At 39.1% G+C, this 16,751-nt stretch carries 11 protein-coding genes; 8 read left to right on the top strand and 3 right to left on the bottom strand.

The features are described 5' to 3' along the window. The first annotated feature begins 19 nt into the window (after nucleotides 1-19). From prsT to QQK05_RS00570, 4 genes are all read left to right on the top strand, one after another. Nucleotides 20-2,734: an XrtA/PEP-CTERM system TPR-repeat protein PrsT gene (gene prsT / locus QQK05_RS00585; RefSeq protein WP_284295403.1), complete on the top strand. Its 2,715-nt coding sequence runs from the start codon at nucleotides 20-22 to the stop codon at nucleotides 2,732-2,734. Between the two features lie 114 nt (nucleotides 2,735-2,848). Next, entirely contained in the window at nucleotides 2,849-4,108 is a 1,260-nt protein-coding gene (xrt, locus tag QQK05_RS00580) for an exosortase (protein WP_284295402.1), read from the top strand. 153 nt (nucleotides 4,109-4,261) lie between these two features. Next, nucleotides 4,262-5,266, top strand: coding sequence for a THxN family PEP-CTERM protein (locus tag QQK05_RS00575; protein WP_284295401.1), 1,005 nt, complete (start codon nucleotides 4,262-4,264; stop codon nucleotides 5,264-5,266). A gap of 115 nt (nucleotides 5,267-5,381) precedes the next feature. After that, nucleotides 5,382-6,497: a glycosyltransferase gene (locus QQK05_RS00570; protein WP_284295400.1), complete on the top strand. Its 1,116-nt coding sequence runs from the start codon at nucleotides 5,382-5,384 to the stop codon at nucleotides 6,495-6,497. 72 nt (nucleotides 6,498-6,569) lie between these two features. On the opposite strand, the gene QQK05_RS00565 is transcribed toward QQK05_RS00570, so the two are convergent. From QQK05_RS00565 to QQK05_RS00555, 3 genes are read right to left on the bottom strand one after another with little or no spacing between them, the layout of a single operon-like run. Next, nucleotides 6,570-8,513: an acyltransferase family protein gene (locus QQK05_RS00565; RefSeq protein ID WP_284295399.1), complete on the bottom strand. Its 1,944-nt coding sequence runs from the start codon at nucleotides 8,511-8,513 to the stop codon at nucleotides 6,570-6,572. Next, on the bottom strand, nucleotides 8,510-10,018 hold the full coding sequence (locus QQK05_RS00560) for a hypothetical protein (RefSeq protein WP_284295398.1): 1,509 nt from the start codon (nucleotides 10,016-10,018) through the stop codon (nucleotides 8,510-8,512). The genes QQK05_RS00565 and QQK05_RS00560 overlap by 4 nt, the downstream gene beginning before the upstream one ends. A 12-nt stretch (nucleotides 10,019-10,030) precedes the next feature. Next, nucleotides 10,031-11,131, bottom strand: a complete 1,101-nt coding sequence (locus tag QQK05_RS00555) for a glycosyltransferase family 4 protein (RefSeq protein ID WP_284295397.1) — start codon at nucleotides 11,129-11,131, stop codon at nucleotides 10,031-10,033. A gap of 106 nt (nucleotides 11,132-11,237) precedes the next feature. On the opposite strand from QQK05_RS00555, the gene QQK05_RS00550 reads away from it, so the two are divergent. From QQK05_RS00550 to QQK05_RS00535, 4 genes are read left to right on the top strand one after another with little or no spacing between them, the layout of a single operon-like run. Beyond that, on the top strand, nucleotides 11,238-12,593 hold the full coding sequence (locus QQK05_RS00550; RefSeq protein ID WP_284295396.1) for an O-antigen ligase family protein: 1,356 nt from the start codon (nucleotides 11,238-11,240) through the stop codon (nucleotides 12,591-12,593). Between the two features lie 18 nt (nucleotides 12,594-12,611). Further along, nucleotides 12,612-14,120, top strand: coding sequence for an oligosaccharide flippase family protein (locus QQK05_RS00545; RefSeq protein WP_284295395.1), 1,509 nt, complete (start codon nucleotides 12,612-12,614; stop codon nucleotides 14,118-14,120). A 1-nt stretch (nucleotide 14,121) separates the two neighbouring features. Continuing rightward, the gene (locus QQK05_RS00540; RefSeq protein WP_284295394.1) at nucleotides 14,122-15,468 is read left to right on the top strand and encodes a phenylacetate--CoA ligase family protein; all 1,347 of its coding nucleotides are present in this window, start codon (nucleotides 14,122-14,124) and stop codon (nucleotides 15,466-15,468) included. Continuing rightward, nucleotides 15,458-16,579 (top strand): glycosyltransferase, encoded by a 1,122-nt coding sequence (locus QQK05_RS00535; RefSeq protein ID WP_284295393.1) that lies wholly within the window; start codon nucleotides 15,458-15,460, stop codon nucleotides 16,577-16,579. The genes QQK05_RS00540 and QQK05_RS00535 overlap by 11 nt, the downstream gene beginning before the upstream one ends. The last annotated feature ends 172 nt before the right edge of the window (nucleotides 16,580-16,751 follow it).

Below are 16,751 nucleotides of genomic sequence, written 5' to 3'. Positions count from 1 at the left end.
TTAAAAGGAATTTATCCATATGAACTTTCGCAAACAGGTTCTATTAAGTGCATTAACCTTATCCATTCTTTCTGCTTGCTCTAAGCCTCTATCTGAAGAAGAAACACTTTCGTTAGCGGAGCAAAATATTGAGGCAGGTAAAATCGCTGAAGCCTCTATCAATATCAAGAATGTCATCAAAGAAAATCCTCAAAATGCTCAAGCCCGTCTGTTGCTCGGTAAGCTTTACTTCGAACAAAGTAATTTTTTAAGTGCAGAAAAAGAACTAAGCAAAGCCGTAGAGCTAGCACCAACGTTAGATGAAGCTATATTGACCTTAGCACACACTCAACTAACACTTAATCGTTTTGATGATGCACTCAACACATTAAAAAATAGAACCTTCAGCAACCAGAGCTTCCAAGTAAAAGCCTTGTTCATTGAAGGAAGAGCAAATTTATCGTTAAATCAATTAGACGAAGCGAAAACTAAAATTGCAGAAGCAAAAGCTATTTCAGAAGATGCGCCATACTCACTATTAGGTTCCGCGCTGATTTTAAGCTATGAAGAGAAATATGCCGAAGCCCTAGATATTCTGGATGTTCTTGTCGCGAATGATAAAGACTTTCTAGAAGCTTGGTTACTAAAAGGCAGTATTCATAGCAATATTGAGGAGTTTGATAAGGCCGCGAAAGCTTATTTAACTTATTTCGAAAAACAGCCAGAAAACTTTGGTATTAGAACGTTAGTTGCTCACAACCTGATCAGAGCAGGAGAATTTGAGCAAGCGAAAGTCCATGTCGATGCACTGAGAAGTCTTAACGATAATCACCCAACCATTAATTTATTGGCATCACAAATAGCATATTTTGAAGAAAACTACGCCTTAGCAAAAGAACTTTCGAATATGGTAAGTAACCAAACTAATAATGGATTGGCCCAGATGATATCGGGCCTCAGTAGCTTTAACCTAGGTGAAGATGAGCAAGCATATTACCAGTTGAATGCGATAGCCGATAGCTTACCTAGAGATCATCAAGTCAATAAAGTTTTAGCTATTTTACAGGTAAAACTTGGCTATGAAGACGAGTTAAGCAGTAATTTAGCAAGTCTTGCTGAATCGTCAGGAGAAGATGCTTACTTATATTCCAACATTGGCCGCGAACTTGTTAATAAAGGTGACTCTGCAGCTGCCAAGGAAATGTTTGAGAAAGCACGAAACCTTGCGCCTAGCGATGCCCAGCTTCATACCAACCTTGGTATCTTTAAGCTCTCTACAAATGATAAATCAGGTACCGAAGAGCTCACAAAGGCACTTGAAATTGATCCTAACTCGGTTACTGCCAATATTGCTTTAGCAATGGGGTATTTAAAAAATAACGAACCTCAGAAAGCTCAAGAAATTGCAAGTAAGTGGTTAGCGGATAACCCAGAAAGTGTTGCTGCACTTATCTTAAACGGTAATGTTGCATTGCGCTCTAACAAGACAGACTCAGCTAAAGATTTCTTTATTCGCGCCTATGAATTGGATCGAAGCAACATAGTTCCATTGTACAACCTGGCAGTCATTGCAACAGACGCAAAAGATTATCAGGCATCAAATGATTATTTAGACAAAATATTCGAGACTAATCTCGAGTATCCATATGCCTACCGTTTAGCAATCACCAACGCCTTGGCTGAAAATAAAAGTGAGTCTCTAGAGAAGAAGCTGAGTAAGTTGATCGAAGGAGCACCTGAATCAGTTTGGCCTCGCATAACACTGGCTAGACGTTACGTAATCGAGAATAAACCAAATGATGCTGCGGAATTACTTGGCCAGCTCAGCTCATATGAAGAATTACCGGTAGCATTTTTCTATGCTTACGCTAATGCACTCAAAAAATCGCAACAGCTAGACGAAATTCCTTCGATGTATAAAAAGTGGCAAACAGCTCAATCTGACAATGAATCGGCTTATCTTGGTTTAATTAATCATTACGACTCATTAAATAAGTACCAAAAAGCATTAGAAGAAGCTGAGCGAGCGTTATCAATTTCAAAATTCTCAAGAAGCTTCCAGTTTCTGTCGCTTCAAGCATATTATTTACTTGCAACATCGCAATTTGAGTCTGCCGCTAAAAAGATAGATAGCTTAGCTCGAAGTAACAAAGATGATGCCTTTGTCATGAGGCTTCAGGGTCAACTTGAAATGGCAAGAGGTAATTACCAAGCTGCTGTTCCTTTCTTAAAGCAATCATTCGATCTAAAGAAAAATAAAGACACGGCACTGTTTCTTGCAATCTCGTATAAGAACTCTAATCAAGTGTCTGAAGCAATTGACTTTTTGGAGACACAATTACAGTCTTCTCCGAATTTATATGCTTATCAATCTTTACTTGCAGAGCTCTATATTAGTAATAGTCCAGAAAAAGCTATTGCAAACTATAAACAGTTAATTCAACAAGTACCGAATAATGTTATCGCTCTTAACAACATCGCCTGGATTTACCACAGCATGGAAAACTATGACGAGGCACTAACATACGTTGAAAAAGCTGTTAACTTGGCACCAAACAACGTTCAAGTGTTAGATACATTAGCGGTTACTTTGACAAGTACTGGACAATATGAACGAGCCATTGACACCCTAAAAAAGGCGATAGAGCTTAAGCCTAGCAACAAGGAATTAGTCCAGCATTTGATAGCCGCTTATAAAGCGAATAATCAACCTCAATTAGCTGATGAATTAGAACAACAGATTAACAACAAATAAGCGCAATGAAGGCGGTAAATGCACCGCCTTCAACTTTAACAGGGCATTTTTGTGATAAAAATAAAGCAATACCAAGAATTAATAATACTAATTGCTGTTTCATTTTTTTTCTTTTTGAGCCAATTTTCTATTCTGCAAAACTTCTGGGAATATAGCTTTGATGATGGTACCTATTCACATGCGTACCTTATTCCATTTATTTCTGCATTCTTATATTGGCAACTACACAAAGAAAATATACTCACCGTAAATAAAAAAATTAATATCGTCGCTTTGGTCGCCCTGACTATTTCGACTGCACTTGTGTTAATTTTCAGTTTTGCGCATTTTTCTTTTGGTTATCGACTCTTTTTCGTTGTCGCCTATATGGCACTCATCGCGAGTGTTTTTAAACCGTCCATCAAGGTTTTATTTCCTGCTTTTTATTTGGTGTTCCTTGTCCCAATTTGGGGAGCGTTAATTGCTCCGTTACAGAACCTTTCGACCTTCGCAGTGACAAAAATTATGTCGTTAACGACGATTCCGGTTTTTGTCGATGGTAATTTCATTACGATTCCTGTTGGTATTTTCGAAATAGCAGGTGGGTGCAGCGGTTTACGCTATATGATTGTATCTTTAGCGGTTTCAAGTCTTTATATTTTCCTCAACATTAGAAGCTGGGGCAAAGGAATTACTTTTCTAACATTAGCAATTTTAGGCGCGTTATTAACGAACTGGATAAGAATTACATTGCTTATATTGATTGGCAATTATACCAATATGGAAAGTGGTTTAATGGAAGATCATAATACCTTTGGTTGGTATATCTATATCCCATTCATCATCATTCTCTTTGCATTTGGTAATCGTTATCTTGTTTCCACAGAAAAAGAGGAAAAGGTTGTTAAGCAGGATAAACCGATCAATAAAGTCAGTATTGCTATCCCTAGTTTAATCATATTTTATACCTCTACTTACTTGTGGCAAATGTTATACCCAGTAAAAACGTTACCGCAAACATGCAATACCGCGATCTTAGAGGGCATTCCGTTGCCAACGATCGCAAATGAATCAGTTCAATGTGTTGTTAGTGAAGGCAATAAAACCCAAGTGACCTATTTTTTCGATGGTGCTGAGTTAGATAGTGCAGTTAATTACTACGCCAATGAATTTATTCCCAATGATTTTAAGATTGTAAAAACGACAAGTAATGATGAACAGCTAATCGTTACAGATGGCTTGAACGAATTTACCGTAGAGATGCTGTTCAAGAGTGGTGATACCCCAGTAAGACAGTATCGAGATCTGAATAAAACCATGCTATTAAACGCTTTCACAGGGACGCGTGACACTAGCTTGATATGGGAAGTTAGTCGACAAAACAGCGAAAAATAGATTGTCAGTTTTTTTTACATCGATGTTAATCGGCTTAAACGCAAATTCAGTAAACCTTTGATTTTAAATAAAAATAAAATATTGGAACGGTTCATGCTTATTAGAGTGAGAATTACCCAATTGACCAAATTATATTAGGCTTAAGGATATAGCATGAAAATGAAACTTAAACTTTGCGCAGCAATCTTAGCTGCCAGTGTTACAGGCGCAGCTAATGCTGGCTTAGTAACAGAATGGACATACGTTAACCAAGCTGGTTTTTCAGCATGGAGCCCAGAAGCTACTGCTGGTGAAGATTCACTAGGTAACGCGCAAGCAATGAACTCAGCAGGCGGTTCAGGCACAGACCTTGAAGACGACGCTGGTAACATCATCGATACAGACCTTAACGGTATGATTAACGGTGACGACGACGCTTTAAATACTAGCCTTGCTTGGGGTACTCCAGCTAACTTAAGCTCAGATCCACGCAGCAGTATGCACATCGACAGCCCTGTTGAAGGTACTATCGTAACAGGCGACACTGATTACGTAGACGGTACAGACATCACTCACGAAAACTGGATTATCGTAGGTGACTCATTAACATCTGCTACAGTTTTAGATGCATTAGCATTACAACCGACTGCATACAACACATACGGTTCTGATGAAGATGATTTATTAGACAACGCACCGTACTTCGCACCGCAATTACAATTCGGCATCAACTTCTTAGAAACTCCTAACGGCGACCCTGAGAACGACGGTTGTCCTGACGGTAACGCACACGGTGTTGGTGACAACATTAACGGTTGTGGTGACATCTTTGAAATCACTGGTTTAGAAGCAATTCCATTCTTACCAGTTGTTGGTGACGACTTCATTGAATTCACAGTTCCATTTGTTCTTACTGACAAAAACACTGGCCTTCCATTAGCTGGTTGGGGCGATGTTGTTTACTTAGTAACTACACGTTTATCAGGTTTATCAACTTTATCTGATAACTACACTTGTGCTAACGGCGCGCCTACATGTTACGGTTTCGTAACTGTTGAAGAGCAACAAAACGTATTAAGCGCACAATTTAAGATTCAAGCTGTTCCAGAGCCTTCTACTTTAGCTATCTTCGGCTTAGGTATGATTGGTTTCGGTTTAGCTCGCCGCAAAAAATCTTAATCGATAGAAAAATTAAAAAGCCGACAGTTGTCGGCTTTTTTTATGTAAAAAAAACATACATCCTGTCTATTTTCCTCTAACATATCAATTAGATATTTTTTTCTTTTGTTAAATAATGCTTACTCTTTTCTACATTAGTTTTTTTATTATCGTTTATACGTTTATTGGTTACCCAATACTGTTAAGGCTTGTCAAAGCAACAAAGCCTTGTGAACCACTAGAGGACCATAAGTTACCAGACCTTACCATTGTGCTCTGTATTTATAACGGCTCGAAGAGTCTAAGACAGAGAATCGACAACTTATTAGCAAGTGATTACCCTGCTGAAAAACTAAATGTTTTGGTCATTTCTGATGGTTCTACCGATTGCCCAGAAAATGTGATAGATGAACTTGGTGACAGTCGCGTTACTATAAAAGGTTATGAAGAGAATAAAGGCAAATCGTTTGCTTTAAATTTTGCACAGCAATTCATAACTACGCCATATACTGTCTTTACAGACATACGACAAACATTCGATGAGAATGCGTTACGCGCGTTAGCATCACTTGTTGTCAAAGACAATATTGGCGCAGCCAGCGGCAACTTGGAAATAAAATCATGCGACAGTAGCGAAGAACCTGGCGCTTATTGGCGATACGAGAAAGCCATTAGAAAGAAAGAGAGCGACTTACACTCCTTACTTGGTGTAACTGGCGCAATTTATATTGCACAAACAGACTTGCTTCCTGAAATACCAAAAGATTCGTTACTCGACGATATGTTCATTCCTTTAAATATCGTCAAACAAGGTAAGCAAGTAAAATTCTGTGAAGAGGCAATCGCATATGATGTTCCTTCAAAAACAACACAAGAAGAATTTACTCGAAAAGTTCGCACATTAGCCGGTAACTTCCAATTGATCTCGCATTTGCCTTGGTTGTTATCTCCTACTCAAAATCCTTTGTTTATCCAATTTATCTCACACAAAGTACTTCGCTTGGTGATGCCTTTTGCGCTAATTGCATTACTTATAAGTAGTTTTTATGTCGAACACGATATAATCCAGGTTTTTTTCTGGCTGCAAATTTCATTTTATTTATATGCTTCCTTTGGCTATTTATTTAGACAAATCAAACTTCCTTTTGTCAGTGTTGCTATCAGTTTTTGTAGCCTAAATTACGCCTCGCTCATCGCGACGTGGAAATATTTTACAACAGATGATTTAACCTCCTTGTGGAAAAAACACTAGTCCCATTAACGTTGATTCAAAAAAAACCACCTTCAGATAAAGGTGGTTTTTTTCATTAAAGCCCAATTAAACCTAACGAATAAAGTTACCTTGTTCTTTGAGGTATTTGGTTGCAAGTACCGTTGAGCCATCTTCATTAAGGTGATCATCATCTCGATATAGCGGCGTGCTGTCGAGCATCATTGCGCATTCGACGCCTTGGCAAAATAACTCACTTGGCTTAACTATGACAATCTCTGGGTGCTTGTTTTTAGCTAACTCAAACATATCCGTAATAAATGGGTTGGGCGTCAGAGTGATATTACAATCTAACTCGTCATTAAATACTTGCTGTTTGATAGGACACTTAGGGCTTTTTCCCATTAAAGTAGGTGTATCTTCCACCAATACGGGAATCGCACCACTGTCCACAATAATGGCAACTGTTTCTAAAAGCTGCTCTTCAAAAACTCGCGCTTTCTCATCACGGATTTCAATACGCCCGGATTCGCTAAACATGCGACGCGTTTCAACACTCGGCCAAGATGCTGCCATGACAACATACTTAAAGTTATTTTGTTGGATATGCTCAATCGCAACGTCATTTCGCGCTTTACAACGTTGAGATTTATAAAGATTTCCGCCCCAGTTGAGCCCATATAAAGGCAAACAACGGTCTAACGTATAATCCTGTCCCCACGTATTTGCATCTTCGGCAAGCTCTATCACAAATGGAACGAGATGATTTGCATGAGAGTCCCCAAAAATGAAAACACCACCTTTATCTTCGCTTTTTTCTCCGAAAACACAGCTATCATCGGGCTGTCTCTCGTGATCTCTGAATGCTGCATGACAACGCGCTCTAGATTCACTACTAAAAGTATTTAGTGACTTCTCCATCGCAACAATTTCAGGCGCAAATCTGGTTTCAAATCCCGATTTGTAAATTCCGGCAAAAGCAAATAATGCAATACACACTGTCGGAAGCGCATAAAGCTTAAGAAAGACAGGCTTAAAATTATTGTAACTGGCTTGCCTAAACGGCTGTTCAACATAGTGATAAGACGCTACAGATAAGATATATGTCAATCCTATACATGCGATTTGAACACCTAATGTTAGTTCAATCGACATGTAACGCATCAAACAAAAAATAGGCCAATGCCATAAATAAAGTGAGTACGATATATTACCTGTGTACACCATCGGCTTGGTTGAAAGTAGCTTATTAACAACCCCACCTTGAGCATAAATAATCAACGCAGTACCAATAATCGGGTACAGTGCGTTATAGCCTGGGAATGGGGAATGGTCATTAAGTAGGATTGAACTACCTATAATAAGCGCTAAACCAATCAAGGAAAGACCATGTTTCGATACCTGGTTCAGCGACGGTAGCTTATGCCAAAAAATCGCTAAGCATGATCCTAATAACAATTCAAAAAAACGGGTTGGCAATAAGTAGTATGCTGCACCAATCGTTACCTCAGTACCCCACTGTGAGAACACAGTAAGGGCGACAAAGAGCGCGGCAGAAAACCAAGCAGTTAACCTCGGACCAAAAAGCTTAATCGACAAGATAAGCATTATCGGCCAAACGAAATAATATTGCTCCTCAACTGCGAGAGACCACATATGCAACAATGGGACTTCTTGTGAATTACCGTCAAAATAGCCACCGTGATGTATCCACATAAAGAAATTAGCGGCATACAACAAAACCCAAATGATACTGTGATAAAACTTCATCAAATCTTGGGGTAGCATAACGAAAGTAAAGACAGCCGCAGTAACCCCGATGACGACAAAAAGTACTGGCATTAGCCGCTTAATACGCCTTGAAAAGAACCAGCCCAAATTAAAGGTATTATCAACAATTTTAGGGTAGATAATTGACGTGATTAAAAATCCCGAAATCACAAAAAACACATCGACGCCAACAAACCCGCCAGAAAAAAAGCTAAAACCAGCATGGTTTAAGATCACGGTAAAAACCGCTATGGTTCTTAAGCCGTCTATGTCACTACGATATTTCACTTAACTTCCTCTTTCCCTTTTGTTGTATTCAACTTTTCCAATAACCATGGTAAATCGTCTGTAGTGGAGTACTGCCAATTAAACTTTCTTGGCGGCTTACTCCGAAGATAATCAATATTTACATACTTGTATTTTTCGATCGTTGCGAGCGACATCGCTTTACATTGCTGAGCTAATTGACTGAATAAATGAAGCGAACGTTCATGTTTTTGACCTGATAATCGTTTCAAGTAAACGCCTCGGCCAACCATAGTCGCAACATCACACATATGTTCCCTATCCGACCAAGGATCGAGCTCTTCCTGCTTGGGATTATGTAGCGAAACGATATATTTAGGAATGATATGGCCTTTAATCTTTCCTTCATTCGCTACATACGTCCCTTTATTCGTTACGAAATCGGCAAACAATCGCATGAGGTTACTTGCCTGTTCATACTGTGTTAACTGGTAGTAGCGCCATAAACTATCGGTAACTAACGCCATCATCCACGGTGAACAAGCTGGAGAATTATCTCCCCACCCTTCATGAGATTTAAAGGTATGCTGTGGGCAACCTGCTTGTTGCCAACCAAATTCCGGATTCATCGTCATTTGTGTTAACCCAGAAATTAAGCGGTTAACTCTTTCCTTAGCGTCTTTATTACCGGTAACTTCCCAATAACTTACCGCAATATTTAATGCCGCTGCGGCATGACGCTCGGTCCAAAAGCCTCTACCATTATATTGGTCTCGCCAGCTTAATGAAGCTTTAAACATGCGTGCTAAGACAGATCGAGCATCCGAACCAGGGTTCAAGAAATAATCATAAACTAGTGATCGACCCATTAGATATTTAACATCTTTATCTTTCGCTAAACTAAAAAAGCCATATTCATTCACATGTTGTTTGTAAAAAGCGACAAAACCATCCGCCTGAGATTTCCTTTCTTCTTCAAGGTTAGAAAAATACAGTTGATAAAATGCTTGCCCACGATCATAAAGCCACTGACTAGCCACTTCAGGCGGGTAGCCATCTTTTGTAAGTAACTGTTCATTAGCTAAATATTCGGCTCTTAAAATTTGCGGGGCTCTGTACCAGTCATCATTAGTGGCTTCATTGGATGTAAGCATAAATGCTTCTCTTAACCACGTCTTCGTAGGAAATATTAATACAGCACTAGTATCTAGGGATGTATTTGCGCTAATTGTTGAGTTTGCTTCAAACCAAGTGAGTGACAACTTACTAAATGACAGCGGCGCTTTATTAAATCTAATATTTAGCGTTCTGACACTTTGTCGGTCAGGCCATAAATGGTCGTAACTTATCGTTGACTGTACAGGCTCTCCATCGACTTTAACCTCGACATAAGAATTGATTGGCAGTTTTTGATGAGGCACAGGTAACGCATACGTTGTAGCCTCAACAGGCAAGAAGATAACAGTTTTATTGTCTGCATGGACACTAGATAAGCTTGAACTTGTGTAAAGAAAGACGAATAAACATAACACGAGCGATAAGCGCATTAATCACCTCCTTTATGATTGATAAATCTTTTGATATTTATCTGAGGATACCGCCAGAGAAAATTGTTCCTCTATCAATCCCCTGCTCTTGCTAGCAAACTCATTGATACGATCAGGTGATTCAATTAATGATTTAATGTGCGAAGCCAATGTTTCATGATCATCATATCTAAATAAGTAGCCATTCTGTTGGTCTTGCACTAATTTAGAATTCCCACCCACATCGGTCGCAATAACAGCACACTCGTAGGCCATTGCTTCCATAATTGCCAACGATAGGCCTTCTGTTTCCGAAGCAACAACTAGGACATCAAAGCTGTTATATATCACATCACGATCACTGACCATGCCATGGAACGTTACCAAATCATCCAGTGCCTCATCTTGGCAAAAAGCCGTGAGTTCACTCTTGCACGGACCATCACCAAAAAACTCTACTTTGACTTGTTCGCGGATTTCGGGAGCCAGCATCGCAATCGCTCTCAAGAGGCAAATTTGATGCTTTAGCTCAACCATCCGACCAACTGAGCCGAGTCGAAGAAACGTAGTTGGCTTACGAGAGACTTGCACTTGGTCTAAGTTAACACCGTTATCGATCACATGCTTTGTTTTCTTGTGCCACCCATGAGACGCGGTGAATATTTCAGCCCCTTCTTGTGAAACGAATGTAATATGGTCAATGAAAAAATTAGCAACTTTATGCGTAACCGACCAACCTAAACCAGCTAATGGTGAAGCGCCATGGCGCGTATATATTAACGTTTTGCTCGCAAGCATAGGTAGAAATGGTAATAGGAATTTGACTGGATAAGGGGTATGGAAATGCACGATATCAAATGACGATAATGCATTTATCGCATCACGCCACTTTTTTATGCGACCTTCTCTCGTGTGGAATACATCAATATTAAAGGCGTTGCATTCAGCCACTAACGGATCAGTTTCTTGGCCAAAAGACAAAATCGCTACAGACATCCCTGCTTTCTTTTGCAACTGGCATAAGTCAATAACAAAGCGTTCGGCACCACCTACTTCTAAACTAGAAACCACATGTATTACTGAATTTAGTTGATAATTTTTGCCCATTGCGTATTTTGTTCTCAAAATTTTCATTATTATGCTGTAACATTGTTTTAACTTCCAATCATATTGGTGAGTTATTTTTCTTATTGCGTCTAGGATGCAATAAATTGCCAATAGTAGAAATTAAATAGTACATATGGAAACTTCATTCGAGCGCCGACGCATGCCCATCAAAAAAGAACAAAATGCGTCTTTAGCATTTTTCTTTTTGTTCCTTTACACGATTTTCATTTTTATTCGACCGCATGAATTTTCTGCACAAACAGAACAGATGGCAATCATTAAAGTATTGGCAATTATTACTATTTTATTAACGGTGATGACACTTCGCCCGATTCACCTGCTACCACAGCACTATTTAATCTTCTCATTAATACCGGTCTTAATGCTGTCATCTATATTCAACGGTTGGTTCGGCGGCGGTATTCACTTTGCCAATATAATGATAGTAAGTGCTGTTATCCCATACTTTTTATTCAGTAATTGTATAACCAGTATTAAGCGGCAGCACATCATCATGTATGTTTGCTTGGCCGCTGCACTGATGATGGTTTACAACGGCCACTTGCAATACCAATCGTATAATGGCCAATACGGAACAGGTATTGGTAATAGTTACAGTGTAGGTAGTGCCGCTCGCCAAGAAATAAGGATTACCTATTTCGGGTTTTTCAGTGATCCGAACGACTTAGGGATGTTTCTTGTGATGAGCTTCCCTATCGCAGCCTACCTATTCAACCAAGGTGGCTTTATTAAAAAGCTACTTATGCTTGGTGTTATGAGTGCGTTAATTTATGGCGTCTATATGACAGGCTCTCGCGGTACAATATTAGGCGTAGTAGGCATAATCGGTGTGTACTTTCTTATCACCAAAGCGGGCACCAAATTAATACTCTTCGCGATGATTTCAGCTCCTCTAGTGGCTACCTTGCTTGCTTCATTTGGTGGTATGTCATCTTCAGAGTCTTCAGCAAATGGCCGACTTGACGCTTGGTATGTGGGTGTTCACATGTTAATGAGTCATCCTATTTTTGGCATAGGGATGGGTAACTTTATCGAGGAACATTCCTTAGTAGCGCATAACTCGTACATCCATATTGCTGCAGAATTAGGCTTTATTGGCTATTCGATTTGGGGCAGCGTTTTGATCGTTACTATGTTAGCTAGCTTTTTGTTAATGAAGAAATACCAAACATTAGAAAAAGCCGATGCGACAGACGAAGAAAAAGCAAACTATTTGGCCGAGCTTAAAGTTAACAAAACGCTGTTTTTCTCTATGGTTGGTTTTATGATCACCGCCTTCTTTTTGAGTAGAAGTTACTCAATATTGTTATTCGTATTTTTAGGATTGCAAACTGCAAGTTTCCTTCGAGTATTTAAATTAAACCCTGAACTCAAATCGCTATTTTCTGGCGAAATGATACACAAATGTATGTGGTACAGCTGGATTATTATTCTCACGGTATTCATCGCGATGAAAGTCGGCTTATAACTTAAACAAGAGATTTCAATGAAAAAGCAGTTGTTCGCTAGTTCAGCATTTAGGTTTTTAGAAAACATAATTATGGTGGCAATATCATTATTGCTGACACCATATTTTATCGATACGTTAGGTAAAGCAGATTACGGTTTATGGCTACTCACGTTATCTATTCTAGGCTGGTTTAACGTCATTGATTTGGGCTTTCCGGCGGCTGTGCAAAGAAGTATTACCATCGCATTAGAAAAAGCCGACGATAAACAGGTCAATACCGTATTTTCTACCAGTATTGTGCTGTTTGGTGGCTTAGGACTATTTTCTGCAGGTAGCTTGCTTATTATCGCTAACTACCCTTCTCTATTTGGTGTTGAAGGCGATAGCATGACGCCTTTTACCTACGCTTTAATGATATTAGCAATTAAAGTGGTTTGGGACTTTTTAATGAATGCCTTTAATGGCTTTTTTGCTGGGATGTTACGATATGACATCGACGCGAACATCTCAACGCTCAACTCTTTAATTAAAGCATTGCTGGTTTATTTATTAATTCCTCAAATGAATATATTCGGTGCGGTTTTGGCAACTTTAGCTGCGGACTTCATTAGCAACGTATTAAAAGTCTATTATGCTAAAAAACTATATAAACCATTAAAGTTCAGCCGAGAACTTGTATCTGTAGCTGAGCTCAAAGATCTATTTAACTTTTCCAAACACGTTATTACTGGTGGTATTGCCCGCGCGATCAATAATAACTCGGCGCCGATTTTAGTCACCAAGCTCTTCGAGCTGACCTTGGTCCCAATTTATAGCATTGCAAATCGTTTAGCTACGCTGACCGAGGGGTTTGCCTCTTCAATTACTGGAATTTTCCAGCCAATATTTACGAGAATGGTGACGCGGAATGCTGACATGGAAAAAATGTTTATTGATGTTACGACAATCAATATCACTGTTTATAGCATTTTGTATCAACTGTTACTGATTTTTGGCGGTTCATTTATCATCCTATGGGTAGGTGAAGATTTTACTGAATCTATCTTCTTAATGAATATATTAGCTTTTTCATTTTTATGTCGCGCACTTAGCTGGTCTATAAAAGGTGTTTTACTTGCACAAGCTAATCATAAATTTATTGCGTTAACGAACCTCTTTGGTGCCCTAATCAATATCGTCAGTTCCATTATATTGTCTCAGTACTTCGGTATTATGGGTATTGCGATTGGTTGCTGTATTGGCTTTTTTGTCACTGACTGTATTTTAAATATGTTGCTAGTGAAAAAATATAATGACTTCAATTTATTACCAATCGTTAAGTCATTTTTAGTTGCAGTGACTATCACCTATCTTATTACTAGATTTGGTCAACATGTCATTATGGAACAAGTTGGAAATAGTTGGTTTATGTTGGTCGTCTATGGCCTGCTTATTTTCCCTTGTGTAATCGTTATTAACTGGCTGCTAATCCTCAACAAAGATATGAAACGGAAGTCTCTTGATATTGTGTTAAGCAAACTACCGTTATTAAAACCGAGTAGATAATATGGATTTATACACTTCAGCATTTCGTCAGGTGATCATGCCATTTTATGATCACCTAAAAGGCAAAGGATTAATTAAACATCTAAATGACTATGAGAGTCATTTAAAGTGGTCTCCGGAACAATTGAAGAATTGGCAATGGCAGCAACTACAAAAATTGTTAAAACACGCCTATGAACATACCGAGTTTTATAAAAAAGCATGGAAAGAAGTGGGGATCGACTCCTATGAAGATATTTCATCTATGGCGGCGTTCGAGCAATTACCAATTATTACCAAATCGGATATTCGAGAGCATTATCAGTCGTTCCAAAGTGATAAACATTTAGATAATGTAAAAAAAGCGACAGGTGGCTCTTCCGGACAACCCTTTTCTTTTGAGTTAGATTTAAATAGCAATACTCGCAGAGAAGCTGTGATGTGGCGAGGCTATGGTTGGCTTGGTGCAGGCTTAGGTGTAAAGACCCTCTACTTATGGGGCGCTGATCTTGGCAACCCTAGTAAATCTAAAACGCTGAAAAACGCGCTTTATCACGGCTTTTATAATCGCAAAATGCTTAACTCTTTTGCGATGAATAACAGTAATATGCACACCTATGTCGACGACATAAATAGCTATAAACCAACTGCCATTGTTTCTTATGTTAACCCGCTTTTTGAGCTTGCTCGATACATTCTGAGCAATAACATTAAGGTACATGCACCCAAAACAATCTTAACCGGTGCTGAACCTTTACATGAATTCCAGCGAGAAGTGATAGAAAAAGCATTTAACGCGCCCGTATATAATACGTTTGGTTGTCGTGAGTTTATGTTGATTGCGGCAGAGTGCAAAGAGCACAAATCTCTCCATATCAACAATGATCATTTAATCGTGGAAGTGGTAGATGAAAATCAAACGCCTATCAAAGGTAGCTCGGGAGACCTGATCATCACCGATCTGTACAATTACGGTATGCCATTTATTCGCTATGCAAATGGCGACAAAGCGACAATTGATGATCAACCGTGTCCATGTGGTAACCCTCTGCCCATTATCAGTAGTATCGATGGTCGAAAGTTAGACATCATAAAAACCAACGATGGCGGTAAAATTCCTGGTGAATTATTTCCTCATATGTTCAAGGACTTTGAGGGGATAGAGCGATTTCAGGTGATTCAAAAAGAAATAACGGGCATTACGATAAAGTTGGTTTGTAACGACAAATTTAGTGACGCTGATAAAGAAATGATACGTGCTGAAATTAATAAATACGATAACGGCGCATTAGATGTTGTTTTTGATATTGTTGATGAAATCCCACTCACAAAAGCAGGTAAACACAAGGTAACTATTTGTGAAATCTAAAAAAGACGCTTTATTGATTATTACTAACCTTTATCCTTTACCTTGGGAGCCTAATCGTGCGACCTTTAATCGGCAACAGTTCGCTTTATTAGAAAGCGAATTTGACACATCCTTCATTATCCCTGTTGCGTTCATTGAATGGTTTAAGCACAGAAAAAGCATCAAACAAACAGACAACATTAGATATTGCCCTTACTTTTTTACACCTAAAATTGGCCGACGCTTCTACAGCATATTCATGTTCATATCTCTGATGATGCACTCATTCGGTTGGGCCAAACGTAAATCACCCAAAAAGGTGTTAGCGAGTTGGGCATTTCCTGATGCGGTGGCCGCACAAAAATTTAGCAAACGACTCAAAGCTCAGTTTTATTTTAAGGTTCACGGAAGTGATATTGATATTCAGTGCCAACATCCAGAGCGCGCAAATCAAGTCGTAAAGGCAAGTACCTTTGCGCGTGGAATTCTTTCTGTATCCCAAGCGCTAGCAAAGAAGATGGTCGACTTTGGGGTCAGTGAGCGAAAAATAAAAGTCATTTATAACGGTGTAAATCACGAAAGATTCTCGAAAGCGCACCCTCGCCCAATAGACAAACCGTATTTTCTATTTATCGGTAACTTGAAACCTGACAAAGGCGTGATGGAGTTATTAGAGGGCTTTGCTCAATTTGGCACGTCGCAACAGGACTATCAATTAGTTTTTGCCGGCAATGGTCCTATGAAAGCAACTCTGACAGCACGCGCAAAAGAATTGGGGTTATCTGAACAAGTTTCATTGTTAGGCGGGATTAATCACAGTGAGGTATCGCAGTGGTTGCAGCACGCTACCGCACTTTGTCTTCCAAGCTATCACGAAGGTGTTCCAAATGTTGTACTTGAAGCCATGGCCAGTGGTGTCCCTGTTATAGCGTCTAATGTCGGAGGTATACCAGAAGTTGTCAACGAATCGACATGTGGCAAACTCATCGCGATCAAAAGTGCTGACGCTGTATATCTAGCGATGAACCATATCAGTGCTAATGACTGGTCTAAAGCAGATATCCAAGAACATGCTCAGCAATTTTCTTGGGAAAAAAACCAGCAACAACTTGTTGAGCTATTATCTCAATAGCACCCTATGCACAGGGCATATTGAAAAATCAGTTATTAAGGTAATTAATTATCATTAAGATGACTGCTTTTTATCAGTTAATATGATAAGTTCGCTAGACAAATGAGCAATGTATTAATTGTGCTTCCACAGACATTATTTTACGTGTGATGTGAGCGAAAAATTTACACGA

The organism is Thalassotalea loyana (genome assembly GCF_030161435.1).
Classification (GTDB): domain Bacteria; phylum Pseudomonadota; class Gammaproteobacteria; order Enterobacterales; family Alteromonadaceae; genus Thalassotalea_G; species Thalassotalea_G loyana.
Note: the sequence above shows the minus strand (reverse complement) of the source record. Positions and strands in the feature narration are given on the sequence as shown.